Raw genomic sequence first — 24,536 nt, 5'->3', positions numbered from 1 at the left:
CACCGAACAAAAGGCCGATCAGCGAATTGACGGTTTTTCGTCCAGTGGCCGACCATGGATTCACCGCGACACACCAGGGCCATGCCTCCCCTGGCCCGCGAGACGCCTTGCCCCATAACAATTTCAACAAAGAGTCCCTGCCCATGTTGACTGCACGCCCCCTCACCGCCGCCGTCTCCAGCCCACCACGAACGCCGGCTCGCCCGCTGCCCTGAGCCGCGTAGCCGAGCGCGACAGGCCCCCGCGAAGACTTCCAGTGCCCCGACCCGACCTGCGCACCACGCCCTGCGGCGCGGCGGCGGCGGGCAGGCACCGACTACAACAAGAAACGGAGACAACGATGGCAACTCCCTCCAGCTCCCAAGCCAAGAAAGCCACCGCCAGCGGTTGGATCGGCTCGGCTCTCGAGTACTACGACTTCTTCATCTACGCCCAGGCCGCGGCCCTGATCTTCCCGCAGCTGTTCTTCCCCTCCGCCGACCCGAAGATGGCCATCGTCGCGTCGCTTGCGACCTACGGCGTGGGCTACCTGGCCCGCCCGGTCGGCGCCTTCTTCCTCGGCCACTGGGGTGACACCCGCGGGCGCAAGAACGTGCTGCTGCTGTGCATGTTCATGATGGGCCTGTCGACCATGGCCGTGGGCCTGCTGCCGACCTACCACGACGTCGGCTTCCTCGCCCCGGCGCTGCTGGTGGTGCTGCGCCTGGTGCAGGGCTTCGCCGTGGCCGGGGAAATCTCCGGGGCCAGCTCGATGATCCTCGAACACGCCCCCTTCGGCCGCCGCGGCTACTTCGCCAGCTACACCCTGCAAGGCGTGCAGGCCGGCCAGGTGATGGCCGCCGCGGTGTTCCTGCCGCTGGCCTACTTCATGCCCAACGACGCCTTCAACGCCTGGGGCTGGCGGATTCCCTTCCTGCTCAGCGCCGTGGTGCTGATCGCCGGCCTGATCATCCGCCGCGAGGTGCACGAGACCCCGGCCTTCGTCAACGAGGAAGCCAAGCAGCAGGTGGCCAGGTCGCCGATCGCCGAGGCCTTCCGCAACAGCTGGAAGCAGATGCTGCTGGTCATGGTCATGTCGCTGATGAACGTGATCCCGGTGGTGGCCACCATCTTCGGCGCGGCCTACGCGGTGCAGCCGGCCTACGGCATCGGCTTCGACAAGAGCGTGTACCTGTGGATCCCGGTGGTGGGCAACATAGTCGCGGTGCTAGCCATTCCCTTCGTCGGCAACCTCTCCGACCGCATCGGCCGCCGCCCGACGATGATCGTCGGCGCCCTGGGCTCGGGCCTGCTCGCCTTCGGCTACCTGTACGCCATCAGCATCCAGAACGTGCCGCTGGCCTTCCTCATGTCGCTGCTGATGTGGGGCCTGGTGTACCAGGGCTACAACGCGGTGTTCCCGTCCTTCTACCCGGAGCTGTTCCAGACCCGCTACCGCGTCTCGGCCATGGCCATCGCGCAGAACATCGGCACCATGCTCACCGCCATGCTGCCGGCGCTGTTCGCCGCCGTCGCCCCGCCCGGTTCGGACAACATCCCGTGGGTGATCGGCAGCCTGGCTTTCCTCATCACCTGCCTGTGCGCCTTCGCCGCCTACCTGGCCCCGGAAACCCACCGTCTGCCGATGGAAGACCTGGGAAAGCCTGACGCCAAGCCGCTGGAAAAAGCCGAGTACGACAATGCGCGGCAGAACAGCCTGCGGGTGGCCAGCCACTGAACAGGTAATGCCCGAGAATGAAAAAAGGCCCCGACAGGGGCCTTCTTTCTTGGAACGGCATCAGGCGACATGCACCGCCCGCACCTGGATTTCCACCCCCAGGGTGCGGCGCAGGGCATCGAAGATCGCCGCCAGGTTGTCCATGCCCGGGTTGCCCGAGGCCGACAGCATGCGATGCAGGCTCTTGCTCGGCTTCTCGGTTTCGACCGCCAGGCGCTCGAAGCCCAGGGTGGCGTTGACCAGATCGCGAAGGATCAGGCGCGCGGCGTCCGGCTCGCCGTTGAGGAACAGCGAAGCGGCCTCGTCGAGCAGCGCGGTGGCGAATGCCGGTTCACGCTGTACGCGCGCGACGACGGTCTGTTTGAAATCCCTGGTCAGTGCCATTGGAATCACCCTCTCATCTGCGGCCCGAGCCGGGCCTTCTTGCGTTGCTTGTACTCGGCGTGCAGCGCCTTCGCCTTGCGGATATCCGCTGCCTGGCCGGCCTTGCTGCCACCACCGAACAGCACGATGAGCGCCTCACCGTCCCTCGCCAGGTAGATCCGGTAGCCCGGCCCCCAGTCGATGCGGTATTCGCCGATGCCAACGTTGGAGGTGTTGCCCACCGCCATGCGCACCTTGGCGGTGGCAACCTTGGCCGCCGCCTGGAAATGCAGGGAGTCGAACCACTCCTGATAGGGGCAGGACGCGTCTTCCCGGACATACTCGACCACCTCTATGGCCGCCATAGTAACCTCCTCGTTACCATTTACCAATAGGTCTCAGACGAGGCGAGTACTGCTTCAGGAATGGAGTCCCCCTCGCCAGCGTCTGTGCGAAGGAGAGAAAGTACGGTTGCCGGGCGCCCGCCCGGGGTGCGCTGCTGCACACCTGGCTATCACCCTGGAGAAGAACCGGAAATTGCCTACATCGCGAGAGCCCAGGTCAGACACCCATGACCGCCCCGCTCGCGAAAACGACGGAAAATCGCGGACAGAGTCCTACGATTCCAGGAAGCACGGACGTAGGAGCAACTGTCTATTGGGTTTGGGTGTAGCGCGCCGCTCCGAGTGCGTGGGTGTCTCTCGTTTCGCCCCCTCGGGCGAGTCACTTCTTTCAAACGCCAAAGAAGTAACCAAGAAGGCTTGCCCCGCATACGGGCCCGATGGAGCCGGGCTACCCTCGCGAACTCCCCCGCCACGGAGGCCCGCCCCGAGGGTACGTCCCTGTAGCCCATCGGGGCTCTCGCGACATCCATGTCGCATGACCTCCTGAGCGCCGGTTTCGCTCGGCCTTCTGAAGGGGCGTTCCGGTGCGCTCGGATATTTCTCTGGAAGTCCAAAAGCCAGAGCCAGAGCTGACGCGCTTTTGCTTTTCGTAGGAGCGAGCTTGCTCGCGAACCCTGACTCCCCACGTTCGCGATAACTCGTAGGGCGCATAACGCCTACGGCGTTATCCGCCATGATCGCGGACAGAGTCCGCTCCTACGGTTCCAGGACGCACGGGCGTAGGAGCGGACTCCGTCCGCGATCGGATTCAACGCCCCCGGCCGGACGCCCCGGTGGCACGGACGACGGCGGATAACCGCGAACGATTATGCGCCCTGCGATTCCGTGTTCGCAGGAATGACGAGGAGTGGTCAGGAGTATCAGTCTGACTCCAGACTTCCCAGCGACCCAGGACAGCCCCCTCTCCCTCTGGGAGAGGGTTGGGGTGAGGGGCTCTTGAACCCAGCACCGACGCCACCGTGAAACTCCATTCGCGAGCAAGCTCGCTCCTACACCGCCCCCTCAACCCCGCCGCTGCATCCACGCCGCCGCCAACCCGCTCAGGCAGATCACCGCGATGCCCACCAGCGCACTGGCGCTCGGCACGTGGCTGAAGACCAGCCAGCCGATCAGCCCGGCGAAGACGATCTGGCAGTAGCCGAACGGCGCCAGCAGCGCCGGGGCGGCGTGGCGGAAGGCCTGGGTGAGGAACAGGTGGGCGGACATGCCGCAGGTGCCCAGGGCGAGCATCAGCAGGGCATGGCCGAAGCTCGGGGTGTGCCAGACGAAGGGCACCATGGCCGTGGTCAGGGCGGTGTTCAGCAGGCCGGCGAAGAAGTTGCTGGTGGTCGGGCTGTCCACCGCCGCCAGTTTGCGCGTCAGCAACTGGTAGAAGCAGAAGCACAGCGCCGAGCCCAGCGGCAGCAGCACCGCCGGGGTGAACAGCTCGCCGCCGGGGTGGACGATCGCCAGCACCCCGGCGAAGCCCAGGCTCACCGCCGCCCACTGGCCGGCGCTGACCTTCTCGTGCAGCAGCGGCACCGACAGCGCGGTGACCATCAGCGGGGCGAGGAAGTTGACCGCCGTGGCCTCGGCCAGGGGGATGTACTGCAGCCCGGTGGTGAACAGCAGGCTGGTGCCCAGCAGGCACAGCGCGCGCAGCGCCTGTAGCCCCGGCCGGCGGGTGCGCAGCACGCGCAGGCCCGACTGCGGCAGGAAGATGCCGGCCATCAGCAGCGTGTGCACCACGTAGCGGGCCCAGACCACCAGGAGGATCGGATAGAAGCCCGAGAGGTACTTGGACAGGGCGTCGTGGGTGGAGAACAGCGAGGTGGCCAGGATCACCAGAAGGATGCCCTTCAGGGGCTGGCTGCTGCCGGACAGCGCGGAGGCGGCGGTCATCGGGTCTTCCGGTTCGGTGGGTGGAAAAGCAAGGCGCCCGGCAGTGTGCCGGGATTTCGACGAAGCTGCATCCTCGTATACGCCAGGTAGGCGGGCTGCTTGCGACTCGCGGCCGGGGCCGCAGCGCCATGCCGCTTTCGCCGGAACGGGCAGGGGTCAGATGAATGCCCGGCGGATTCAGGACTAATCCCATATGGCCGCCCGCCCCGCGCCGCTACAGTGCTCGCCGCGCTCCAGTGCGAACGACCGCTCCCGCCAACGGACCGGCTCCGCTCGCTGCGACATCCCTCTTGCCTCCGGAGTTCCAGGCCCGGATAGGCCGCAGAACGGAAAGGCCCCCGGCCTGTTCCGCGATGCTCTTGGCCGAACGCCTGGCCGCCCAGCTGCGGAGCCGGGCCATGCCCGGCCTGCAGGGACGCTGGAGAGCCAGCAGCTACCAGGGAAGTAGCAGCCAACCCCACCTCACCCGCACCGCCCTCGTCCGCATAGACCGGGGGCCTGGTGCGGGCTTGCCAGCAGAAGGATTGCGCCACGACTCAAACTCCACCCTGTAGTGTTCCGAAATGCGTGTTTTTCATTGGTTACTTGCTCTTTCGCTGCTTGCCCTGATCGTTCCCCTCGCCCACGCCGACGATCTCGATTCCCCGCAATGGCGCCGTTATTCCCCGGCAACCGTCCAGCCAGCACCGATGGGCCGGAACAGCGCCGTCAGCCCGACCACGCGCCAGCTCATCGTCGCCCGCGCGCACCAGCTCATCGGCCAGCGCTACCGTTGGGGCGGCGACTCGCTGGAAACCGGGTTCGACTGCAGCGGCCTGCTGGTCTACCTGTACCGCCACGTCGCCGACCTGCGCCTGCCGCGCACCACCAGGTCGATGATCGCGCAACGTGACGCGACGATAGCCCGCCATGAACTGCAACCGGGCGATGCTGTGTTCTTCAGCCACAACGGCAGTGGCCGTGCCAGCCATGTGGGCCTGTACATCGGCGACAACCGCTTCATCCACGCCCCCAGTACCGGCAGGACGATCCGCATCGACTCCCTCGACTCGCCCTACTGGAAACGGGCCTACGTGACCGCGCGCAGCTTCAGCGGCTGACCCAGCCGGCCTCAGAGCCGGGCGAGCACCGTTCGTGCCTTGTCCAGGGCCAGGCTGGCGCGCTCCAGGGCGCTGACGCCCTGCTCCAGCAGTTGCCGGGTGGGAATCTCCAGGCTCAGCGGTACCGTCGCCGGCAAGGTGCGCAGCAGGCCGGCCAGGTCGCAGTCGCCATCGCCGGGGAAGCGCCGCTCGTTGCGAGCCTGGCGGAGGATCTCCTGCATGTCGTCCGGGCGCGGGCCGGCCACGTCGCACAGCTGGGCATAGCGCATGCGCTCGGCCGGCACCTGCGCCAGGTCCTGCAGGGACGAGCCGGAGCGGTCGAAGTGGAAGGCATCGACCAGCACGCAGCCGTTGGCCTGCCCGGCGTTCTTCACCACGCGCCAGGCCGTGGCCAGGTCGGGGGCGTCGGTCCAGGGCATGAATTCCAGGTGCGGGTGGATGCCGTAGGCAGCGGCCAGTTCGCACAGCTGCGCGAAGCGCTCGGTCATGCGCGCCTCGTCCGCGTCGTTGCCGGCCACCAGCAGCTCGGTGCCGCCGAACTCGGCGCCGACGGCGAGGATGGGCTCGAAGTCGGCCACGCGGGTTTCCGGCTTCAGGCGCAGGATCTCCAGGTCCAGCACGCGGATGCCGGTGTCGCGCAGGCGCGCCTGGGTCTGGCGGCGCAGCTCGGCATCGGCCACCAGCGGGAAGTGGTGCTCCTCGGCGGTGGCCGGCACCAGGCGCAGGCCGACATGGCTGTAGCCGGCGCGGGCGGCGACCTCGACCATCTCCGGCGGCGACAGCTCGAGCACGGTCAGGGCGGCGAGGGAAAAGATTCGGTCGGTCATGGGTATCGGTATCCGGTTCACAGGTGAATTGTAGGAGCGCGCCCTGGGCGCGAATCTCGTGGCTTACAGGCCGCGCCGAGGCGCTTTTCGTAGGAGCGAGGGGGGCGCCTAGCTCTTGCTCGCGAACGGTGTTCACCGGCGGTCCAGGTGTCGGGTTCAAGAGCACCCTCTCCCCAACCCTCTCCCGCAAGCGGGAGAGGGGGCTGTCCGGCGTAAATGGGAATCTCAGCGTCAACCTGTAGGAGCAACTGTCTTTTGGGCTCCGTCGTTCGCGGGAGTGACTGGATCGAAATTCGCGTCTCCCATCTCGCCCCATTGTAGGAGCGGGCCCTGCCCGCGAATCGCGCGCAGGGCGCGCTCCTACAGGTGGGACAGCGGTGGCGGGGTAGGACTTTGTCCGCGATCCGCGTCAGCACCTTCGGTTACCGCAGACAAAGCTGCACAGTCTCATTCAACCAACCCGCACCGGCGCACACGACCGGCCGCTGGCAGCGGCCTCGCGAATGGCCTCGATCAACGCCAGGGTGCGGCCGCCGTCCAGGGCGTCGGTCAATGGCGGCTCCTCGCCGCGGACCACCCGCACGAAGTGTTCCAGCTGGCGGCGCAGCGCCTCGCCCGGGGTGAAGGGCTCGCTGCTGCGCAGCAACGGCTGGTGCCAGCCGGCGCCCGACTGCGCGTAGTGCCAGCGCTGCAGTTGCGGAATGCTCAGCGCGCCCTCGGTGCCGGCCAGCAGGTAGCAGGGCTGGTCGACCTGGCGCGGGTAAATGGGGCTCTCGCCGGAGTCCAGCTCCCAGCTCCAGGGCGCGGCCACGCCGTCGGAGCCGGTCAGGCTGCCGAGGGCGCCGTTCTCGAACTGCAGCAGGATGGCCGCGCTGTCCTCGTTGACCAGGCCGCGCACCGAGTTGCCGGTGAAAGCCTGCACCTGCACCACCTCGCCGCACAGGTAGCGCAGCAGGTCGAGGTCGTGGATCAGGTTGGTGAGCAGGAAGCCGGCGCCCGGCTCGCGGCGCCAGGGCACCTCGAAGTAGCTGTCGGGTTTCTGCAGCTGCCACAGCGCGGTGACGTTGACCAGGCGCCCCAGGGCCCCGGCGGCGAGGATTTCCCGCGCCTTGCCGATCAGCGGGTTGTGCCGGCGGTGGTGGCCGACCAGCACCGGCACGCCGCTGCCCCGGCTCACCTCGACCAGCTCGCGCACCTCGTCCAGGTGCACGCCCACCGGCTTCTCCAGCAGCACCGGCACGCCGGCGGCCAGGCAGTCCAGGGCGGTGGCCACGTGCAGGTTGTTGGGGTTGGCGATGATCGCCGCCTGCGGCTGCGCCTCTTCCAGCATGCGCCGGTGGTCGGCGTAGTACGGCACGCCGCACTCGGCGGCGAACCCGGCCGCGCCGGGGCCCGGGTCGGCCACCGCGCAGAGTTGCAGGGCGGGGACATGAAGCAGGTGCTGGTGATGCTGGCGGCCCATGATGCCGGCGCCGATCAGGGCAATGCGCAAGGGAGCGGTCACGCGGGATTCCTCTTCTGATTGTTGTGCTGGGGCCCGGTACGCGGGGCTCCATGGAATGGCATGAGTGAATTTAGAACTCGGTTCCAATTTTACTCAAGTGCAGCACGACAGGCAGCGGGCGATTATCGACCGCCGTTGCGCCCGGGCAGGCGCGAGCGGCCCTCCTCCGCGGAGGAAGGCCAGGCAGCAAGGGGAATCAGGCGAAGAGGTCGGAGGCCTGGCTCGCCGCGGACAGCTCGGCGGTGGCGGCCAGCAGCAGCGGCGCCAGTTCGTGCAGGCGCGCCTCCGGCAGGCGCGCGCTGGGCCCGGCGATGCTCAGCACGCCGATCACCCGGCGGTCCACCGGGCTGTGCACCACGGCGGCCAGGGCCGAGGTGCCGAGCGCCGAGGTCTGCTCGACCCAGGCATAGCCGCGTTCGCGGGCGCGGCGCAGGTAACCGAGCAACTCATCCTCGCTGCGCGGCGCGCGCGGGCCGAACTGCGCGGGGTCGCCCACGCCCTGGCGGCGCACCAGCTCCAGGGCCTGCGCGTCGTCCAGGCTGGCCAGCCAGGCGTGCCCGGAGGCGGTGTAGAACAGCGGCGCGTCGCGGCCCATGTCCGGGTCGTAGCGCAGGCCCGAGCGGGCGCCCTGGGACTTGGCGATCCAGGTCTGGCGGCTGCCGTCGATCACCCCCAGGCGCACCAGTTCGCCGCTGTCCTGGGCCAGGCGGTCGAGGATCGGCTGGACGATGTCGGCGCCGCTGCAGGACAGGTAGCGGAAGCCCAGCGCCACCAGCTTGGTGGACAGCTGGTAGCGGGCGTTCTCCGGGTTCTGCCGCACGTAGCCCAGGCGGATCAGTTCGGCGAGCATGCGGTGGGTGGCGCTCTTGGGTATCTCCAGGCGCTCGGCCAGGGTCTGCATCGGCAGGCCACGGGGCTCGCTGGTGAGGCTTTCGAGAAGGCTGAAGGCGCGTTCGATCTGGCTACCGGCCATGGGTGTCGTCCACTACGAGGATCGGCGGATTCTAATGAGATCGACCGGGCCGGGGAACCGCCGGGGGCGGCTTGCAGGGCGCGCCTAAATGTTCGAACCGGTTAATTAATGTTCGATATTCGCACAGGAAGCGTTTTCACCGATTGTCCACCGCCCGCCGCCCTTCCACTATCGAGGCGTACCGAAACCCCGGCAGCGCCCGCTGCCCTCGGACGCGAAAGCACACTAACAATTACAAGAAGGTCCAGAGCAATGTCGCACTTGCACGCCGCCCATCCCTCTCTCGCACCGCCGTCGCCAGGCCAGGTCGCCGCCTAGCGCCGCGCCGTCGTTTCCGGCGCCACAGCCGGCGCCAGACAAGCCTCTCCCCACAACAATGACTCCAGAGAGATCGTCATGGGCTACCCCTGCATCCGTCGTTTTCCCCGCTACCTGCCCGCCGCCCTGGCCCTGGCCGGTACCACCCTCCCCGCCTTCGCCGACGGCTTCCTCGAGGACGCCAAGTCGAGCCTGACGCTGCGCAACTTCTACATGAACCGCAACTACGTCGGCGACACCGCCCAGGGCAAGGCCGAGGAGTGGACGCAGAACTTCATCCTCGACTTCAAGTCCGGCTTCACCCAGGGCACCGTCGGCCTCGGCATGGACGTGCTCGGCCTGTACAGCGTCAAGCTGGACGGCGGCAAGGGCACCGCCGGTACCCAGCTGCTGCCGGTGCACGACGACGGCCGCCCGGCCGACGATTTCGGCCGCCTGGCAGTGGCCGGCAAGGCGCGGCTGTCGAAGACCGAGCTGAAAGTCGGCGAATGGGCCCCGGCGCTGCCGATCCTGCGCTCCGACGACGGCCGCTCGCTGACCCAGACCTTCCAGGGCGCCCAGCTGACCTCCAAGGAAATCGCCGGCCTGACGCTGTACGGCGGCCAGTTCCGCCAGAACAGCCCGCGCAACGACGCCAGCATGGAGGACATGAGCCTGTTCAACCGCACGGCGTTCAAGTCCGACCGCTTCAACTTCGCCGGCGGCGAATACCGCTTCAATGGCGACCGTACCCTCGTCGGCCTGTGGAACGCCGAGCTGAAGGACATCTACCAGCAGCAGTACCTGCAGGTGCAGCACTTCCAGCCGCTGGGCGACTGGGTGCTGGGCGCCAACCTCGGCTATTTCTGGGGCAAGGAGGACGGCAGCGCCCGCGCCGGCGACCTGGACAACCGCACCGCCTCGGGGATGTTCTCCGCCAAGGTCGGCGCCAGCACCTTCTACCTGGGCCTGCAGAAGGTCATGGGCGACGACGAGTGGTTCCGCGTCAACGGCGCCAGCGGCGGCACCCTGGCCAACGACAGCTACAACTCCAGCTACGAGAACGCCAAGGAGCGTTCCTGGCAGCTGCGCCACGACTACGACTTCGCCGGCCTCGGCGTGCCCGGCCTGACCCTGATGAACCGCTACATCCACGGCAGCAACGTGCACAACGCCAGCACCGACGACGGCACCGAGTGGGGCCGCGAAAGCGAGCTGGCCTACACCGTGCAATCGGGGCCGCTGAAGACGCTGAACGTGAAATGGCGCAACTCCACCATGCGCCGCGACTGGGGGCGGACCAACAGCTTCGACGAGAACCGGTTGATCGTCAGCTATCCGCTGGATCTGTTGTAAGAACGTAGGGCGTACAACCGTTCGCGGTTGTACGCCGATACACCCGGCCCTATGCCCAACTTCACGGACGGGAACGGAGCACCCTCGAACAGGCGCTCCGTGCTCGAATCCGCAGCACGCCGGGGATCACGGTCAAACGGCGGATAACCGCGAACGGTTATCCGCCCTACGTCAGGCCCACCCGGTGATGTAGGGCGTACAACCGTTCGCGGTTGTACGCCGATACACCCGGCCCCATGCCCGACTTCACGGGCGGGAACGGAGTGCCCCCAAACAGGCGCTCCGTGGCCGAATCCGCGGCGCGCCGGGGATCACGGTCAAACGGCGGATAACCGCGAACGGTTATCCGCCCTACGCCTCGCCTACCTTTCAACCGCCCTTCTTGTCTTCCTCGTCCTCGGCCTTGATCTCTTCCAGGGCCAGCTCCAGGCCCCAGCTGGAGGCTTCCACCGCGGGTGCGGCCGGGGCCGCCGGCTGGGTGCCGGCCGCCTGGGCCGTGGCGCTGGCCGGATTGTCCCGGTGCAGCTTGAGCTTCAGCCGCAGGTTGTTCGCCGAGTCGGCGTTCTTCACCGCCTCCTCCTCGCTGATCGCGCCTTCCACCGCCAGGTCGAACAGCGCCTGGTCGAAGGTCTGCATGCCCAGGGCGCGGGACTTGTCCATGATCTCCTTGATCGAGCTGAAGTCGCCGCGCTTGATGATGTCGCTGATGGTCGCGGTGCCCAGCAGCACCTCCACCGCGGCGCGGCGCTTGCCATCCTGGGTGCGCACCAGGCGCTGGGAGACGAAGGCCTTGAGGTTGTTGCCCAGGTCGTTGAGCAGCTGCGGCCGGCGTTCCTCGGGGAAGAAGTTGATGATGCGGTCCAGCGCCTGGTTGGCGTTGTTGGCGTGCAGGGTGGAGATCGCCAGGTGCCCGGTATCGGCGAAGGCCAGGGCGTGCTCCATGGTCTCGCGGTCGCGGATCTCGCCGATCAGGATCACGTCCGGCGCCTGGCGCAGGGTGTTCTTCAGCGCGGCGTGGAAGCTGCGGGTGTCCACCCCCACCTCGCGCTGGTTGATGATCGACTTGCGGTGCCGGTGCACGTACTCGATGGGGTCCTCGATGGTGATGATGTGCCCGCCGCTGTTGCGGTTGCGGTGGTCGATCAGCGCCGCCAGGGAGGTCGACTTGCCCGAGCCGGTGCCGCCGACGAAGAGCACCAGGCCGCGCTTCTCCATCACCACCTTGAGCAGCACCTCGGGCAGCATCAGGTCCTCGAAGCGCGGGATGTCCAGCTTGATGTTGCGCGCGACTATGGACACCTCGTTGCGCTGCTTGAAGATGTTGATGCGGAAGCGTCCGACGCCGGCGACCGAGATCGCCAGGTTCATCTCCAGCTCGCGCTCGAACTCGGCCTTCTGCTCCTCGTCCATGATGGCGTCGGCGATGCGCGCCACGTCGCCGGCCTTCAGCGGCTCGCTGGACAGCGGCTTGAGCACGCCGTTGAACTTGGCGCAGGGCGGCGCGCCGGTGGACAGGTAGAGGTCGGAACCGTCCTGGCTGGACAGGATCCGCAGCATCGCTTGGATTTCCATCTGTATTGCATCCGCACGCTAGGAGGAGGCGCCGTCCGCAAAGGGCGGTCGCTTGTAGGAATAATCGCCAGACTCTAGGTAGAGCCAGGGGCGGGCACAATGCCAGCCCCGGAGAAATGCGATATACGTCACTGCCCTTCGGCCAGGCGGCGGAAGGTACAATCAGCCTTTTCCGTCAGCAGAGAGCCACCCCATGCCCGTCGCCATGGCCCGCCACATCCTGGTCAAGACCGCCGCCGAGGCCGAGCAGCTCAAGCAGCGCCTGGCCAGGGGCGAGGACTTCGCCACCCTGGCGAAGAAACACTCCACCTGCCCCTCCGGCAAGCGCGGCGGCGACCTCGGCGAGCTGCGCCCCGGGCAACTGGTGCGCAGCGTCGACGCGGTGGTCTTCAAGAAGCCGCTGAACGTCGTGCACGGCCCGGTGAAGAGCCAGTTCGGCTACCATCTGGTGCAGGTCTACTTCCGCGGCTGACGCCGGAGAACCCATGACGCCCGACCAGATCGCCCGCTTCTGCCTGCAACTGCCCGGCGCCCGCGAGGACATCAAGTGGGGCAGCAACCGGGTGTTCTCGGTGGCCGGCAACAAGATGTTCGCCATCCTCGACTTCCTCGACGAAGGCCGCGGCGGCCTGGCCTTCAAGGTCGGCCCGGAACTCTTCCTCGGCTTCGTCGACCGCCCCGGCATCCGCCCCGCACCCTACCTGGCCCGCGCCTACTGGATCGCCATGCAGCGCCCCTACCCCATGGGCGCCGAGGAGCTGCGCGAGGCCCTCACCCGCTCGCACCAGTTGGTGGTCGCGCGCCTGCCCAAGCGCCTGCGCCTGGGCCTGCTGCTGGACCCGGCATGAACCGCCAGCTGACCTGGGAAGGCCTGTGGCAGGCCCCGCCGGCCAGTTGGGAGCGCCTGCTGCTGCAGGACGGCCGCGCCGACAGCCAGCTGCGCGTGGCCGCCGCCGACGGCCAGCCGCCCTACCAGCTGGAGTACCGCCTGGAATGGGATGCCGACTGGCGCCTGCGCGAAGCCGAGCTGCTGGTAGAGGGCGAACACCTGCGGCGCCACCTGGTGCTGCTGGCCGACGGCCGGGGCCGCTGGACGCTGGGCGACGGCAGCCCGCTGACGGAGCTGGACGGCTGCCTGGACATCGACATCTGGCCCAGCCCCTTCACCAATACCTTCCCGATCCGCCGCCTGGGCCTGGCCGACGGCCAGTCGGTGGCCCTGGACGTGGTCTACGTGGAAGCGCCGCAGCTGCGGCCACGCAGGATGCACCAGGGCTACACGCGCCAGGATGCCCACCACTACCTGTACCGCAACCTGGAGGGCACGGACTTCCAGGCGCTGCTGGAGGTGGATGGGCAAGGGCTGGTGCTGGACTACCCGACGTTGTTCCGGCGGGTCTGAAAGAGCGTTCGCGAGCAAGCTCGCTCCTACAAGGGGCGCCCGCTCTTCGTAGGAGCGAGCTTGCTCGCGAACCAAGGCCGAGCGACGAATCCTTCAGGTAGTTCGTTAGCTAGCTTTCCTACAAGCCGGCGGCGGTTCATCATGCCCCTCCCCTCTCCGCCCCTGCTGTTCACGTCCATGTCCGCCGATACCGCCACGCCCCGTTCCAACGCCGCCATCACGCTCGAGGTGGTGTCGGTGGTGCTGTTCACCTTCCTCGCCTACCTGACCATCGGCATCCCCCTGGCCGTGCTGCCGGGCTACGTGCATGGCGACCTGGGCTTCGGCTCGGTGCTGGCCGGGCTGGTGATCAGCGTGCAGTACCTGGCCACCCTGCTCACCCGCCCCTACGCTGGCAAGGTGATCGACAACCTCGGGCCCAAGCGCGCGGTGCTCTACGGCATGCTCGGCTGCGCCGGCAGCGGCCTGCTGATGCTGCTTTCGGTGTGGCTGCAGGACATGCAGGCACTGAGCCTGGGTTGCCTGCTGCTCGGCCGGATGATCCTCGGCACCGCCGAGAGCCTGGTGGGCACCGGCGCCATCAGTTGGGGCATCGACCGCGTCGGCTCGCTGCACACCGCCAAGGTGATCTCCTGGAACGGCATCGCCAGCTATGGCGCACTGGCCGTGGGCGCGCCCTTCGGCGTCCTGCTGGTGCAGCACCTGGGGCTGTGGAGCATGGGCGCGGTGGTGATGCTGCTGGCCGCCATCGGTTTCGCCCTGGCCTGGCCCAAGCGCGCCGCGGCCATCGTCCACGGCGAGCGCCTACCCTTCCACCACGTGCTCGGCCGCGTGGCTCCCCACGGCACCGGGCTGGCCCTGGGCGGCATCGGCTTCGGCTGCATCGCCACCTTCATCACCCTGTACTACGCCAGCCGCGGCTGGAGTGGCGCGGTGTACTGCCTGAGCGCCTTCGGCGCCTGCTTCATCGGCGCGCGGTTGCTGTTCGCCAGCGCCATCAACCGCCATGGCGGCTTCGCCGTGGCCATCTGCTGCCTGCTGGTGGAAAGCCTCGGCCTGCTCCTACTGTGGCTGGCCCCGGGGCCCTGGTCGGCGCTGGCCGGCGCGGCGCTGACCGGTTTCGGCTTCTCCCTGGTGTTCCCCGCCCTGGGCGTGGAGGCGGTGCGCCTGGTGCCGGCTTCCAGCCGCGGCGCGGCGCTGGGCGCCTACTCGCTGTTCATCGACGTCTCGCTGGGCATCACTGGCCCGCTGGCCGGTGCCATCGCCAGTGCCTGGGGCTTCCGGGCGATCTTCCCGTTCGCCTGCGCCGCCGCGATCATCGGCCTGGGCCTGAGCCTGTGGCTGCAACGGCGCAACAACGCGCAGCCCCTTGCCTGAGCGGGAACCAGGCTCCCAATTTCGCGTAGGCTCTCGCAAAAACGCGCCAACCCTTAGAAATTCCTGGATTTTATCCACGTTCTGCTATCATCGCGCGCCATCGGGGCCTGTGAGGGGCCTCGTGACCATCCAAGAAACGCCAGCACCCAGCGTCGCCGGCCCCGGGTTGGAGCACCCGGGCGGGCAAGCTTTTTTCTGCGTTCGGGCGCTGCGAATAAACAGACTGCAGGAAATAACAAGATGATGAACAAAAAGTTCAGTTTGCTTGCATTGGGGATCCTCGCCGCCAGCACCCAGGTCATGGCCGACGATCAGGCAGCCGCCAAGGGCTTCGTGGAAGACAGCCACCTGGACCTGTTCTTCCGTAACGCCTACATGAACCGTGACTACAAGCACGGGGCACCGGACAAGGCCGAGTGGGGCCAGTCCGCCACCGCCACCTTCAACTCCGGCTTCACCCAGGGCACCGTCGGCTTCGGCGTCGACGCCTTCGGCCTGTACGCCCTGCGCCTGGATGGCGGCAAGGGCAAGAGCGGTGCCGGCGGCATCGACTTCTTCAAGCGCGGCGACAGCGGCGAGGCGGCCAACGACCTGTCCCGCGCCGGTGGCGCAATCAAGGCGCGCATCTCCAACACCGTGATCAAATACGGTGACCAGATGCCCAGCCTGCCGGTGCTGAGCTACGACAACTCGCGCCTGCTGCCGGAAAGCTACACCGGCACCCTGATCACCTCCAAGGAGATCGAGGGCCTGGAACTGAACGTCGGCAGCTTCACCGAGGAAGTCCGCAAGAGCGCCGAAGGGCGTGACAGCGGCGGCCTGAAGCGCATCGACGTGTACGGCGGCAGCTACAAGTTCACCGACAACTTCAGCGGCTCGCTGTACGCCTCGGACAACAAGGACGTGGCGCGCAAGCAGTACCTGAACCTGAACTACGTCATCCCGATGCAGGATGCGCAGTCGCTGACCTTCGACTTCAACGGCTACAAGACCAAGCTGAACAAGGACTTCGCCAACCTGAACTTCGGCGGCGACCGCGACAACACCATCTGGAGCCTGGCGGCCACCTACGCCATCGGCGCCCACTCGTTCATGATCGCCCACCAGCGCAACACCGGCGACACCGGCTACAACTACGGCTGGTACCAGAACGCCGGCGGCCTGGGCGACGGCGGCACCACCATCTGGCTGGCCAACTCCTACTGGTCGGACTTCAACGCCGAGGACGAGCGCTCCTGGCAGGCCAACTACAGCATCAACTTCGCTGAATACGGCATCCCGGGCCTGAGCTACACCGTCGCCTACGTCTATGGCGACAACATCAAGACCTCGCAGACCAACAATGGCCACGAGCGCGAGATCTTCAACCAGGCGAAATACGTCGTGCAGAGCGGTCCGGCCAAGGACCTGTCGATCAAGCTGCGCGGCTCCTGGGTGCGCGTTTCCAACGACGCCCGCGAGTACAACGACGACGGCAACGAAGTCCGCGTCTTCGTCGAGTACCCGTTCAGCGTGTTCTGATCGGCGTCGCGACCTGACGTGAACGAAAAAGCCCCGTGGCATGCGCCACGGGGCTTTTTTCATGGGCTCACGCTGGCCTGAGCAGCCGCCTCAGAAGATCGACAGGTTGTAGCTGGCGATCAGGCGCACCTCGTCCACGTCCCGGGCCCACTGTTCATAGTCGGTGCGGTAGGTGGCGTTGCGCAGGCGCAGGCTCAGGCCCTTGAAGGTGCCAGCCTGCACCACGTACCTGGCCTCCAGGTCGCGCTCCCATTCCTTGCCCTCGCCACCGCTGGCCAGGCGGATGTGGTCGCCGTTGAGGTAGCGGGCCATGAAGCTCAGGCCGGGGACGCCGACGCTGCGCAGGTCGAAGTCGTAGCGCAGCTGCCAGGAGCGCTCCTCGGCGTTGGCGAAGTCGTTCACCTGCACGTAGTTGGCCACGTAGGGGTTGCTGCCATCGAGGTAGGGCATCGAGCTGTCGCCGCTCATGCGCTGCCAGCCGGCGCTGAAGGTGTGGCCGCCGCGGGCGTAGGCCAGCAGCAGGCTGAGGGCGCGGTTGTCGATCTCGCCGGCGCGGGCGGCACCATCATCGTCGCTGTCGAACCAGCGCAGGTCGGCGCTGGCCACGCCCCCGCCCAGCGCCCGCTTGCCGAGCAGGCCGACGAAGCGCTGGCGGTAGACGTTCTCCAGCCCGCCCTGGGCGTACTGCAGCAGCAGGTCGTCGTTCACCTTGTAGTCGAGCTGGTAGGCGTCGAAGCGGTTGCCGGTGGTGTCGCAGGCGTAGCGCTTGTTCTTGCAGTTGAGGCGGATGTCCTGGGCGTCGCTGGAATCCCGCGCGGTATAGCGTTCCAGGCGCGTGGCGGAGAACTTCAGGTCGCGGATCTCCTCGCTGGCCAGTTGCGCGCCGTGGAACATGTTCGGCAGCAGGCGGCCGTCGTTGTACTTGAGCAGCGGCATGTCCGGCAGCATGGCGCCGTAGCGCAGCTGGGTGCGCGAGAAGCGCAGCTTGCCGGCGACCCCGGCCTTGGCGTACTGGTCGGCCGAATGACGCGGGTCGTGGCCGCTGGACGGCAGCAGGCCGCTGTTGCTGTCGGCCGGGCTGGAGTCGAGCTTGACGCCGAGCATGCCCAGGGCATCCACGCCGACGCCCAGTGGGCCCTCGGTGAAGCCGGAGCGTACGTCAAGGATGAAGCCCTGGGCGGTCTCCTCGCGCTTGGAGGCGCCCTGCGGGTTGGAAGAGGCGCCATCACGGAAGTCGCGGTTGAAGTACAGGGTGCGCGCCTCCAGGCGGGCGCTGCCGTCCTCCAGGAACTCCGCACTGGCCGGGCCGGCGAAGCCACCGAGCAGCGCGAGGGCGCCCAGGCCGCAAAGCGAACGGGGCGTACTGGAGGGGAAAGGCAAGGGCATGGCGTGGCTCCGGAAAACAGGGACGGCAAAACGGCGCGGGAAGGTGTCACAGATGCCCGGCGGGGGTCTTTAGGACCTTGGTCTAGAGCGGCGCAAGCAGGATTTCGGGGCAGCGCATCCCTGCGCTGGAATGGACCTCAGAGGGAAGGCTGGTTCACCCGGGCCGACAGTTGCTCGGCGCTTTCCTTGCGCTCGGAATAGCGGTCCACCAGGAAGTCCTGGCGATCGCACAGCAGCAGGGTGAACTTGACCAGTTCCTCCATCACATCGACGAGGCGGTCGTAGTATGGCGAGGGCTTCATCCGCCCCCGTTCGTCGAACTCCAGGTAGGCCTTGGGCACCGACGACTGGTTGGGGATGGTGAACATGCGCATCCAGCGGCCCAGCACCCGCAGTTGGTTGACCACGTTGAAGGACTGCGAGCCGCCGCAGACCTGCATCACCGCCAGCGTCTTGCCCTGGGTCGGGCGCACCGCGCCGAGCGCCAGGGGAATCCAGTCGATCTGCGCCTTGAACACCGCGGACATGGCGCCATGGCGCTCCGGCGAACACCAGACCTGGCCCTCCGACCACTGCACCAGCTCGCGCAGCGCCTGCACCCTGGGATGCTCCACCGGGGCATCGTCGGGCAGCGGCAGGCCGGAAGGGTCGAATACTCGCGTTTGCGCGCCGAAGTGCTGGAGCAGGCGCGCGGCCTCCTCCACCAGCAGGCGACTGAAGGAACGCTTCCGGGTGGAGCCGTAGAGCAGCAGGATGCGCGGCGCGTGGGTGCTGGACCCGACGGCGGTGGGTGCGGCGCCGAACAGCGACTGGTCGAGGTTGGGCAGGTCGGTCATGGCATATCTCCGCTCAGAGGGCGCCGATACGCGCCAGTTCGCGCTCCAGCGCGGCGCGATCGAGGCTGGCGAAAGGCAAGGCGAAGAAGGCCAGGCAACGCCGTTCGATACGCGCCAGGGTGGCGCGGAAGGCGGCATCCAGCTGCGCTTCGTCGCCCTGCGCCTCGGAGGGGTCCTCCAGGCCCCAGTGGGCCTTCAACGCCGGGCCGAAGTACACCGGGCAGGCTTCGCCCGCGGCCTTGTCGCAGACGGTGATGACGATGTCCGGCGGGTTGTCCGCGAAGGCCTCGTTGCCCTTGCTGCTCAGGCCCTCGGTGGCGATGCCGGCGCGCTCGAGGGTCGCCAGGCTGCGCGGCAGCACCTGGCCGCGGGGGAAGCTGCCGGCGCTCACCGCCTCGAAGCCGGCGGGCGCCAGGTGGTTGAACAGGGCTTCGGAAAGGATGCTGCGGCAACTGTTGGCCGTGCACATGAACAGGACTCGCATGGAAGGCTCCTGCCGCCGCCGGGCGGCTATCGGAAGGCCAGGCGCAGGGCCAGGGCCGAGAGGGTGACGAGCAGGACCGGCAGGGTCAGCAGGATGCCGACCCTGAAGTAGTAGCCCCAGGTGATGCGGATGCCCTTGCGCGCCAGCACGTGCAGCCAGAGCAGCGTGGCCAGGCTGCCGATCGGGGTGATCTTCGGCCCCAGGTCGCAGCCGATGACGTTGGCGTAGACCATCGCCTCGCGGACCACGCCCTCGGCCGCGCCGGCCTGGATGGCCAGCGCCCCCACCAGCACGCTGGGCATGTTGTTCATGACCGAGGACAGCAGCGCCGACAGCAGGCCGGTGCCCAGGGCAGCGGCCCACACGCCCTGCCCCGCCAGGCCGTCCAGCACGCGGGTGAGGAAGTCGGTGAGGCCGGCGTTCTTCAGGCCGTAGACCACCAGGTACATGCCCAGGGAGAACACCACCACCTGCCAGGGCGCCTCGCGCAGCACCCGGCGGGTGGAAATCACCTGGCCACGGGCGGCGACGGCGAACAGCACCGCCGCGCACAGCGCCGCCACCGCGCTGATCGGGATACCCAGCGGCTCCAGGGCGAACAGCCCGAGCAGCAGCGCCAGCAGCATCCAGGCGCCGACCGCGAAGGTGGCCGGGTCGCGGATCGCCTCCCGCGGCGCCTGCAGCTGGTCCACTGCGTAGCGCTGCGGCAGGTCGCGGCGGAAGAACAGGTACAGCACCAGCAGCGTCGCGGCGACGCTGGCCAGGTTCACCGGCACCATCACCGCGGCGTACTCGGCGAAGCCCAGGCCGAAATAGTCGGCGGAGACGATGTTCACCAGGTTCGACACCACCAGCGGCAGGCTGGCGGTGTCGGCGATGAAGCCGGCGGCCATGACGAAGGCCAGGGTCGCCGCTGGCGGGAAGCGTAGCGCCAGCAGCATGGAAATGACGATGGGAGTGAGGATCAGGGCCGCCCCGTCGTTGGCGAACAGCGCGGAAACGGCGGCGCCCAGCAGCACGCAGAAGGCGAACAGGCGCCGGCCGCTGCCGCCCGCCCAGCGCGCCACGTGCAGCGCCGCCCAGGCGAAGAAGCCGGCCTCGTCCAGCAGCAGGCTGATGACGATGACCGCGATGAAGGTGGCGGTGGCGTTCCAGACAATGGCCCAGACGCTGGGGATGTCGTGCAGCGACACCACGCCCAGGGCCAGGGCGACGAGCGCGCCGGCGCTGGCGCTCCAGCCGACGCCCAGGCCCCTGGGCTGCCAGATGACCAGGACGAGGGTGAACAGGAAGACGGCAGCGGCGAGCAGCATCGAGGCGGGTTCCGGGAGGGGTCAGCAGCAGCTGGCGCGCACGGGGCGGCCATCCATGTCGCGCAGGCGGGCGGCGCTTTCCTTCAGCCAGTCGGCGTTGGCCTGCAGGGTGACGCGCAGCACCTCGTGGACCCAGGCGGGCAGAACGGGGTTGAGCCGGTAGTACACCCACTGCCCCTGGCGGCGGTCGAGCAGCAGCCCGGCGGCGCGCAGCTGCGCCAGGTGGCGGCTGACCTTGGGCTGGCTGTCGCCCAGCGCGCACATCAGCTCGCAGACGCACAGCTCGCCCTGCTCGGCGATCAGCAGGGTGGCGCGGGTGCGGGTCTCGTCGGCCAGGCACTTGAAGACTTCGGGGGGCGTGAGCATGGTGGTCGCCAGAACATATGGAAAACAGAATATACGGTTTTCCATATGTTCAAGGCAACCACCGGGGTGCCCTTCCCTGTCGAACGAAGGCGTCCGCCGGGATACCTTTGCGGGGCAGTCGGGACTCGAAGCGCAGCGGCTGGCGGCGCAAGGCCGAGCGCGGCCACGGCGGGCCGCGCCCATCACGTCACTTGCCGGCGTCGAGCACGATGCAGTAGCGGGTCTTGCCGCTGCGCAGGTGTTCGATAGCCTCGTTGACCCGGCTCATGGGGAAGTGCTCGACCCGCGGCAGTATCCGGTGGCGGGCGCAGAACTCCAGCGTGGCCGCCGTGGTGCTCGGCGCGGTCGCTGCCCAGACGGTGAAGGGGGTGGTTGCGACGCCGTTGCTCATGGGAAACCTCCTGGAACGCAGAAACAGAACCCCAGGGAAACGGAGCGCCGCGAAGGCGTATCAGGCCTGCACGTAGACCCACGCCTGCAGGCCGGACTGCAGCTCGGCGCTGACGCGCTGGTAGTCGGCCACCTCATAGGCGTCCGCGGCGAGCAGTTCCTGCGGGGTGATCTCGAAGACCGTACCCGGCACCCGGTCGCCGGCCACGCCGCTGTAGCGGACGATGGGGTGGTAGCGCTTGCCGCTGGTGGCCAGCACGGCGGGATCGGTGATCTCCACCAGGTCCTGGCGGTAGCCGACCAGGGCGTCCGCCCGGCCCTGGAGTTCGCGGCCGAAGCTGGCCAGTTGCACGGCCCTGTCCTGCAGGGTGCCGTAGGAGAACAGCAGCACGACTTCGCTCATGGCGCCTCCGCGTCAGGCCAGCAGGTCTTCGTAGAAGGCCCCGTAGGGCTTGTCCGGGTGGGCGATCTGGATTTCCAGGATCCACAGCCCGCCGCCCGGGTGCTCGGCGTAGTCGCCCAGGTCGCCGGCGCGGTAGATGGCATGGGGGAAGTCGCTGACGCGGTGGCCCTTGATGTCCAGGTTGAGCTTCCAGCCCAACGCCTGGGCCCGGGCATGGGCGAAGTCGTACAGCGCCACGCCGCTGCAGCGGGTTTCCCGCCAGTGCGCCTCGACGTGCAGGAACAACTCCCTGGCCGCTGCCGCGCAGGCTGTCATCTCAGGGTCGTCGCCAACCACGAAGGTGGCCCCGGCATCGCCTTCGTGGCCGCGCCAGACCACACCCATGTCGATGAAGAAGATGTCGTTCTCGCCCAGCAGCGGGTCGCCGTCGGAGCGTTGCTTGAAGGTCTTCAGGGTGTTGGCGCCGAAGCGGATCAGCAACGGGTGCCAGATGCGCTCCATGCCCAGCTCGGCGAGCACCTGCTTGCCGATGGCGGTGGCCTGGGACTCGCTCATCCCCGGGCGGATGGCCGCGGCGATGGCATCCACGGCCTCCCAGGTGCGGGCCTGGGCGTATTTCATCAGTTCCAGCGCGTAGTTCGCGCCTACGGCTTCCTTGGCGTGCACGGCGGTATTCATTCGGGCGCTCTCTGCGAAGTCCTCGGGGTTCGCCGTATAGAGTTCTACATAGCGAACCCGGAATGCAAGCCACGCAGGGTGGACAGCGCGTCGCGCGGCTGACAGGCTCTGTCCTCGGCCGGCAGCGGCCACCAGAGACCAACGCTTCACGGGAGACCCCCTGCCCATGCACCTCGATCTGCTCCAGGTCCTCAGCCTCGCCGGCAAGGCGGAGGTTCCCAACGACGACCGCATCGGCTGCGCCGAGCGGCATGCCTGGATCATCGACGGTGCGACCGACCTCGGCGCGCCGGGCCTGCTGGGCGAGCGCGGTGGCGCCGCCTGGCTGGCCGCGTCCGCACACCGGGCTTTCGCCGCGGCCTCCGGCACCCTCGCGAACCTGTGCGAAGGCATGTTCGAGACGGTCGCCGACGACTACCGGCGCGACCGCCGCCGCGAGCCGGTCGCCGCCTGGGAGCTGCCGCGAGCCTCCTTCGCCGCGGTGGCGATAGAGGGCGACAGCCTTGCCTGCGGCTTCCTCGGCGATTGTGCGGTGATTCACCGCAGCGCCGTCGGCGTGGCCTTCCTCACACCCGAACCGAACCGTGCGGAGGAACTCGCCGAAGCCGCCGCCCTCGGCCCCGGCGCCGGTGCCGGCGGCGTGCGTGCGCCCCATGTGCTGGCCGACCGCCGCGCCGCCCGCGAACGGCCCAAGGCCGTGCTGGGGGTGGATGCCGCACAGGCCAGGGCTGGCCTGCGCCTGGCCCGTGCGCCCCTGGCCCGGGGCGACGACCTGCTGCTGATGAGCGATGGCTTCGCCGCACTGTTCGACACCTACGGCGCCTACGACGCCGCCGGCCTGGTCGCCCGCGTGCTCGCCCACGGCCTGGGGCCGCTGGCGGAAGAACTGCGCGGCATCGAGCGGGACGACGCGGCGTGCCTGCGCTACCCGCGCTTCAAGGCCAGCGACGACGCCTCGGCGATCTGGCTGCGGGTCGCGGGATAGCAGCCGTCGATGCCGCATGGCCGTAGGGCGTTATCCGCCATCGTTCGTGGACATAGGCGCAGTGGCCGACGGCGGATAACCGCGAACGGTTATTCGCCCTACCCTAACGCTGGACTCCCCGCCCATACCGAACGGCCCCCTCTCCCGCCTGCCGGCGGCTTTCAGCGGCAACCCATCCAGGACCATGGCGCGCAGCGGAAGCTTGTCGTTGGCCATGCGCACGCGGCACCACGCGAGGAAAGCGTGGCCTGGCCCCGGCGGCGGAAGATCGTCCGATGGGACTAGCCAGTGCGCAAGGGCCGACAACCGTTCGGCCAGTTTCACTGGTCATTCACGCCACCTGGCGGTAAATTCTCGCCATATGGCAAAAACAGGAGCACCGCGCCATGAACCTCGGCAATGACAACCGCCATCGCCTCCCCAGGACCCGGACCGGCCGCTGCGCCTGCTCTATGGCGACAAGGGGCCCCACGCCAGCAGCGTGTTCGAAGTGCACGAGATGATCGAGCGCGGCCTGCCGTCGGACGTGGTGATCGCCTTCGCCGAGTCCCTGGAGCTGGACAAGCAGGCCTTCATCAAGCTCATCGGCATGTCCGAGCGCACCCTGCAGCGCCGCCTCAAGCACCCCGAACCGCTGTCCGCCGAGCAGAGCAGCAGCGCCTGGCGCCTCGCCAAGGTGCTCAGCCGCGCCGAGGAGGTGCTGGGTTCGCGCCGCGCCGCGGTGGACTGGCTGATGGCCCCGGCCCTGGGCCTGGAGGGCCATGCGCCGGTAGACCTGCTGACTACCCAGGTCGGTTTCGAACTGGTGGACGACTTCCTCACCCGCCTGGACTACGGGGTCTACTGATGCAGCCATTGCCAGGGAACGGCGAGCTGTACCTCTGGCGCCTGGACCGCCGCGAACACGCCGACGGCTGGGACAGCGGCATCGGCGCCGAACTGGCCGGCGGGCGCTGGAACTCCAGGGGCGTGCGCGCCGTGTACGCCAGCGCGGACGCCGCCACGGCCATCCTCGAGGTGGCGGTGCACAAGGGCTTCGCCGCGCTGGACCGAGTGCCCCACGTGCTGACCTGCGCGCGCATCCTCGACCCCGCCCGGGTAGTGCGCGTCGAGCCGGGCAGCCTGCCGAACCGCAACTGGCTGGTGCCCGGCATCCCCAGCCATGGCCAACAGCTGTTCGGCAACGAGCTGCTCGACGCCCACCCGTTCATCCTCATCCCCTCGGCGGTGGTGCCGCACTGCTGGAACCTGCTGCTCAGCCCGGCCCTGGCCAAGGGCGCCTACGAGTTGGTCAGCCAGGAGGCCTTCGCCCTGGATACCCGGCTGAACCCGCCGGCGCCGTGAGAAAATCGGCCAGCCCCAGGCAATGAAGTGAAGGCAAGTCTCCACACTCGAGAGTCC

25 protein-coding genes and 1 pseudogene are annotated in these 24,536 nt (G+C 68.2%); 11 read left to right on the top strand and 15 right to left on the bottom strand.

The features are described 5' to 3' along the window. Nucleotides 1-340 precede the first annotated feature (340 nt). Nucleotides 341-1,717, top strand: a complete 1,377-nt coding sequence (locus PKO50_RS12430) for an MFS transporter (RefSeq protein ID WP_109934737.1) — start codon at nt 341-343, stop codon at nt 1,715-1,717. Nucleotides 1,718-1,777: 60 nt separating this feature from the next. Here the strand turns inward: PKO50_RS12430 and PKO50_RS12425 are convergent, their stop codons facing one another. From PKO50_RS12425 to PKO50_RS12415, 3 genes are all read right to left on the bottom strand, one after another. Continuing rightward, nucleotides 1,778-2,101 (bottom strand): transcriptional regulator, encoded by a 324-nt coding sequence (locus PKO50_RS12425; RefSeq protein ID WP_275629875.1) that lies wholly within the window; start codon nt 2,099-2,101, stop codon nt 1,778-1,780. A gap of 5 nt (nt 2,102-2,106) precedes the next feature. Continuing rightward, on the bottom strand, nt 2,107-2,445 hold the full coding sequence (locus tag PKO50_RS12420; protein ID WP_275629874.1) for a type II toxin-antitoxin system RelE/ParE family toxin: 339 nt from the start codon (nt 2,443-2,445) through the stop codon (nt 2,107-2,109). A 1,041-nt stretch (nt 2,446-3,486) separates the two neighbouring features. Further along, nucleotides 3,487-4,365, bottom strand: coding sequence for a DMT family transporter (locus PKO50_RS12415; protein ID WP_109936281.1), 879 nt, complete (start codon nt 4,363-4,365; stop codon nt 3,487-3,489). 689 nt (nt 4,366-5,054) lie between these two features. Here PKO50_RS12415 and PKO50_RS12410 point away from each other — a divergent pair. Further along, complete coding sequence (locus PKO50_RS12410) at nt 5,055-5,465, top strand: C40 family peptidase (RefSeq protein WP_256595966.1); 411 nt, start codon at nt 5,055-5,057, stop codon at nt 5,463-5,465. Between the two features lie 11 nt (nt 5,466-5,476). Here the strand turns inward: PKO50_RS12410 and PKO50_RS12405 are convergent, their stop codons facing one another. The 3 genes from PKO50_RS12405 to PKO50_RS12395 form a co-directional block, all read right to left on the bottom strand. Beyond that, on the bottom strand, nt 5,477-6,292 hold the full coding sequence (locus tag PKO50_RS12405; protein ID WP_275629873.1) for a sugar phosphate isomerase/epimerase: 816 nt from the start codon (nt 6,290-6,292) through the stop codon (nt 5,477-5,479). A gap of 451 nt (nt 6,293-6,743) precedes the next feature. Continuing rightward, on the bottom strand, nt 6,744-7,796 hold the full coding sequence (locus tag PKO50_RS12400) for a Gfo/Idh/MocA family oxidoreductase (RefSeq protein ID WP_275629872.1): 1,053 nt from the start codon (nt 7,794-7,796) through the stop codon (nt 6,744-6,746). A gap of 196 nt (nt 7,797-7,992) precedes the next feature. After that, on the bottom strand, nt 7,993-8,769 hold the full coding sequence (locus PKO50_RS12395; RefSeq protein ID WP_275629871.1) for an IclR family transcriptional regulator: 777 nt from the start codon (nt 8,767-8,769) through the stop codon (nt 7,993-7,995). A gap of 396 nt (nt 8,770-9,165) precedes the next feature. Here PKO50_RS12395 and PKO50_RS12390 point away from each other — a divergent pair, with 396 nt between their 5' ends. Next, nucleotides 9,166-10,422: an OprD family porin gene (locus PKO50_RS12390; protein ID WP_275629870.1), complete on the top strand. Its 1,257-nt coding sequence runs from the start codon at nt 9,166-9,168 to the stop codon at nt 10,420-10,422. 369 nt (nt 10,423-10,791) lie between these two features. Here the strand turns inward: PKO50_RS12390 and PKO50_RS12385 are convergent, their stop codons facing one another. After that, complete coding sequence (locus PKO50_RS12385; protein ID WP_177412080.1) at nt 10,792-11,994, bottom strand: PilT/PilU family type 4a pilus ATPase; 1,203 nt, start codon at nt 11,992-11,994, stop codon at nt 10,792-10,794. 193 nt (nt 11,995-12,187) lie between these two features. On the opposite strand from PKO50_RS12385, the gene PKO50_RS12380 reads away from it, so the two are divergent. From PKO50_RS12380 to PKO50_RS12360, 5 genes are all read left to right on the top strand, one after another. Beyond that, entirely contained in the window at nt 12,188-12,466 is a 279-nt protein-coding gene (locus PKO50_RS12380) for a peptidylprolyl isomerase (protein ID WP_109934947.1), read from the top strand. A 13-nt stretch (nt 12,467-12,479) separates the two neighbouring features. Beyond that, complete coding sequence (locus PKO50_RS12375; RefSeq protein ID WP_275629869.1) at nt 12,480-12,842, top strand: MmcQ/YjbR family DNA-binding protein; 363 nt, start codon at nt 12,480-12,482, stop codon at nt 12,840-12,842. Next, complete coding sequence (locus PKO50_RS12370) at nt 12,839-13,396, top strand: putative glycolipid-binding domain-containing protein (RefSeq protein ID WP_275629868.1); 558 nt, start codon at nt 12,839-12,841, stop codon at nt 13,394-13,396. Before PKO50_RS12375 ends, PKO50_RS12370 begins: the two co-directional genes overlap by 4 nt. Before the next feature lie 177 nt (nt 13,397-13,573). Continuing rightward, nucleotides 13,574-14,773: an MFS transporter gene (locus PKO50_RS12365; protein ID WP_275630469.1), complete on the top strand. Its 1,200-nt coding sequence runs from the start codon at nt 13,574-13,576 to the stop codon at nt 14,771-14,773. A gap of 240 nt (nt 14,774-15,013) precedes the next feature. Next, entirely contained in the window at nt 15,014-16,294 is a 1,281-nt protein-coding gene (locus PKO50_RS12360; protein ID WP_109934951.1) for an OprD family porin, read from the top strand. A gap of 90 nt (nt 16,295-16,384) precedes the next feature. On the opposite strand, the gene PKO50_RS12355 is transcribed toward PKO50_RS12360, so the two are convergent. The 8 genes and pseudogenes from PKO50_RS12355 to PKO50_RS12320 all read right to left on the bottom strand — a co-directional run bounded on the left by PKO50_RS12355 (nt 16,385) and on the right by PKO50_RS12320 (nt 22,150). Beyond that, a complete protein-coding gene (locus PKO50_RS12355; RefSeq protein ID WP_275629867.1) occupies nt 16,385-17,680 on the bottom strand; it encodes an OprD family porin in 1,296 nt (431 codons plus the stop codon). A gap of 137 nt (nt 17,681-17,817) precedes the next feature. Beyond that, complete coding sequence (arsH, locus tag PKO50_RS12350; RefSeq protein ID WP_275629866.1) at nt 17,818-18,516, bottom strand: arsenical resistance protein ArsH; 699 nt, start codon at nt 18,514-18,516, stop codon at nt 17,818-17,820. Nucleotides 18,517-18,529: 13 nt separating this feature from the next. After that, nucleotides 18,530-19,000, bottom strand: a complete 471-nt coding sequence (locus PKO50_RS12345) for an arsenate reductase ArsC (RefSeq protein ID WP_275629865.1) — start codon at nt 18,998-19,000, stop codon at nt 18,530-18,532. Between the two features lie 26 nt (nt 19,001-19,026). Continuing rightward, nucleotides 19,027-20,313 carry an arsenic transporter gene (locus PKO50_RS12340; RefSeq protein ID WP_275629864.1) on the bottom strand — a complete coding sequence of 429 codons (1,287 nt, stop codon included), beginning with the start codon at nt 20,311-20,313 and terminating at the stop codon, nt 19,027-19,029. A gap of 21 nt (nt 20,314-20,334) precedes the next feature. Further along, nucleotides 20,335-20,679 (bottom strand): metalloregulator ArsR/SmtB family transcription factor, encoded by a 345-nt coding sequence (locus PKO50_RS12335; RefSeq protein WP_109934958.1) that lies wholly within the window; start codon nt 20,677-20,679, stop codon nt 20,335-20,337. A 187-nt stretch (nt 20,680-20,866) separates the two neighbouring features. After that, a pseudogene (locus tag PKO50_RS12330) lies at nt 20,867-21,022 on the bottom strand (alcohol dehydrogenase); the annotation flags it as partial. A 108-nt stretch (nt 21,023-21,130) separates the two neighbouring features. Beyond that, nucleotides 21,131-21,472: a gamma-glutamylcyclotransferase family protein gene (locus PKO50_RS12325; RefSeq protein WP_109934959.1), complete on the bottom strand. Its 342-nt coding sequence runs from the start codon at nt 21,470-21,472 to the stop codon at nt 21,131-21,133. Nucleotides 21,473-21,484: 12 nt separating this feature from the next. Then, nucleotides 21,485-22,150 (bottom strand): M24 family metallopeptidase, encoded by a 666-nt coding sequence (locus PKO50_RS12320; protein WP_109934960.1) that lies wholly within the window; start codon nt 22,148-22,150, stop codon nt 21,485-21,487. 166 nt (nt 22,151-22,316) lie between these two features. On the opposite strand from PKO50_RS12320, the gene PKO50_RS12315 reads away from it, so the two are divergent. The 3 genes from PKO50_RS12315 (at nt 22,317) to PKO50_RS12305 (ending at nt 24,479) form a co-directional block, all read left to right on the top strand. Next, entirely contained in the window at nt 22,317-23,135 is an 819-nt protein-coding gene (locus PKO50_RS12315) for a protein phosphatase 2C domain-containing protein (RefSeq protein WP_275629863.1), read from the top strand. A 439-nt stretch (nt 23,136-23,574) separates the two neighbouring features. Further along, nucleotides 23,575-23,982 carry an antitoxin Xre-like helix-turn-helix domain-containing protein gene (locus PKO50_RS12310; protein WP_275630468.1) on the top strand — a complete coding sequence of 136 codons (408 nt, stop codon included), beginning with the start codon at nt 23,575-23,577 and terminating at the stop codon, nt 23,980-23,982. Then, nucleotides 23,982-24,479 (top strand): RES domain-containing protein, encoded by a 498-nt coding sequence (locus PKO50_RS12305; RefSeq protein ID WP_275629862.1) that lies wholly within the window; start codon nt 23,982-23,984, stop codon nt 24,477-24,479. Before PKO50_RS12310 ends, PKO50_RS12305 begins: the two co-directional genes overlap by 1 nt. The last annotated feature ends 57 nt before the right edge of the window (nt 24,480-24,536 follow it).

It is taken from the genome of Pseudomonas sp. 273 (assembly GCF_029201425.1).
GTDB lineage: Bacteria > Pseudomonadota > Gammaproteobacteria > Pseudomonadales > Pseudomonadaceae > Pseudomonas > Pseudomonas delhiensis.
This window is presented reverse-complemented; position numbering and strand designations above follow the sequence as displayed.

Excerpts from the sequence above, each read along its gene's own strand:
- PKO50_RS12335 (WP_109934958.1), bottom strand. The coding sequence starts at position 20,679 with ATGCTCACGCCCCCCGAAGTCTTCAAGTGCCTGGCCGACGAGACCCGC.
- arsH (WP_275629866.1), bottom strand. The coding sequence starts at position 18,516 with ATGACCGACCTGCCCAACCTCGACCAGTCGCTGTTCGGCGCCGCACCC.
- PKO50_RS12430 (WP_109934737.1), top strand. The coding sequence starts at position 341 with ATGGCAACTCCCTCCAGCTCCCAAGCCAAGAAAGCCACCGCCAGCGGT.
- PKO50_RS12390 (WP_275629870.1), top strand. The coding sequence starts at position 9,166 with ATGGGCTACCCCTGCATCCGTCGTTTTCCCCGCTACCTGCCCGCCGCC.
- PKO50_RS12320 (WP_109934960.1), bottom strand. The coding sequence starts at position 22,150 with ATGAATACCGCCGTGCACGCCAAGGAAGCCGTAGGCGCGAACTACGCG.
- PKO50_RS12360 (WP_109934951.1), top strand. The coding sequence starts at position 15,014 with ATGATGAACAAAAAGTTCAGTTTGCTTGCATTGGGGATCCTCGCCGCC.
- PKO50_RS12315 (WP_275629863.1), top strand. The coding sequence starts at position 22,317 with ATGCACCTCGATCTGCTCCAGGTCCTCAGCCTCGCCGGCAAGGCGGAG.
- PKO50_RS12410 (WP_256595966.1), top strand. The coding sequence starts at position 5,055 with ATGGGCCGGAACAGCGCCGTCAGCCCGACCACGCGCCAGCTCATCGTC.
- PKO50_RS12325 (WP_109934959.1), bottom strand. The coding sequence starts at position 21,472 with ATGAGCGAAGTCGTGCTGCTGTTCTCCTACGGCACCCTGCAGGACAGG.
- PKO50_RS12340 (WP_275629864.1), bottom strand. The coding sequence starts at position 20,313 with ATGCTGCTCGCCGCTGCCGTCTTCCTGTTCACCCTCGTCCTGGTCATC.
- PKO50_RS12305 (WP_275629862.1), top strand. The coding sequence starts at position 23,982 with ATGCAGCCATTGCCAGGGAACGGCGAGCTGTACCTCTGGCGCCTGGAC.
- PKO50_RS12375 (WP_275629869.1), top strand. The coding sequence starts at position 12,480 with ATGACGCCCGACCAGATCGCCCGCTTCTGCCTGCAACTGCCCGGCGCC.
- PKO50_RS12415 (WP_109936281.1), bottom strand. The coding sequence starts at position 4,365 with ATGACCGCCGCCTCCGCGCTGTCCGGCAGCAGCCAGCCCCTGAAGGGC.
- PKO50_RS12345 (WP_275629865.1), bottom strand. The coding sequence starts at position 19,000 with ATGCGAGTCCTGTTCATGTGCACGGCCAACAGTTGCCGCAGCATCCTT.
- PKO50_RS12355 (WP_275629867.1), bottom strand. The coding sequence starts at position 17,680 with ATGCCCTTGCCTTTCCCCTCCAGTACGCCCCGTTCGCTTTGCGGCCTG.
- PKO50_RS12395 (WP_275629871.1), bottom strand. The coding sequence starts at position 8,769 with ATGGCCGGTAGCCAGATCGAACGCGCCTTCAGCCTTCTCGAAAGCCTC.
- PKO50_RS12425 (WP_275629875.1), bottom strand. The coding sequence starts at position 2,101 with ATGGCACTGACCAGGGATTTCAAACAGACCGTCGTCGCGCGCGTACAG.
- PKO50_RS12380 (WP_109934947.1), top strand. The coding sequence starts at position 12,188 with ATGCCCGTCGCCATGGCCCGCCACATCCTGGTCAAGACCGCCGCCGAG.
- PKO50_RS12385 (WP_177412080.1), bottom strand. The coding sequence starts at position 11,994 with ATGGAAATCCAAGCGATGCTGCGGATCCTGTCCAGCCAGGACGGTTCC.
- PKO50_RS12365 (WP_275630469.1), top strand. The coding sequence starts at position 13,574 with ATGTCCGCCGATACCGCCACGCCCCGTTCCAACGCCGCCATCACGCTC.
- PKO50_RS12405 (WP_275629873.1), bottom strand. The coding sequence starts at position 6,292 with ATGACCGACCGAATCTTTTCCCTCGCCGCCCTGACCGTGCTCGAGCTG.
- PKO50_RS12420 (WP_275629874.1), bottom strand. The coding sequence starts at position 2,445 with ATGGCGGCCATAGAGGTGGTCGAGTATGTCCGGGAAGACGCGTCCTGC.
- PKO50_RS12370 (WP_275629868.1), top strand. The coding sequence starts at position 12,839 with ATGAACCGCCAGCTGACCTGGGAAGGCCTGTGGCAGGCCCCGCCGGCC.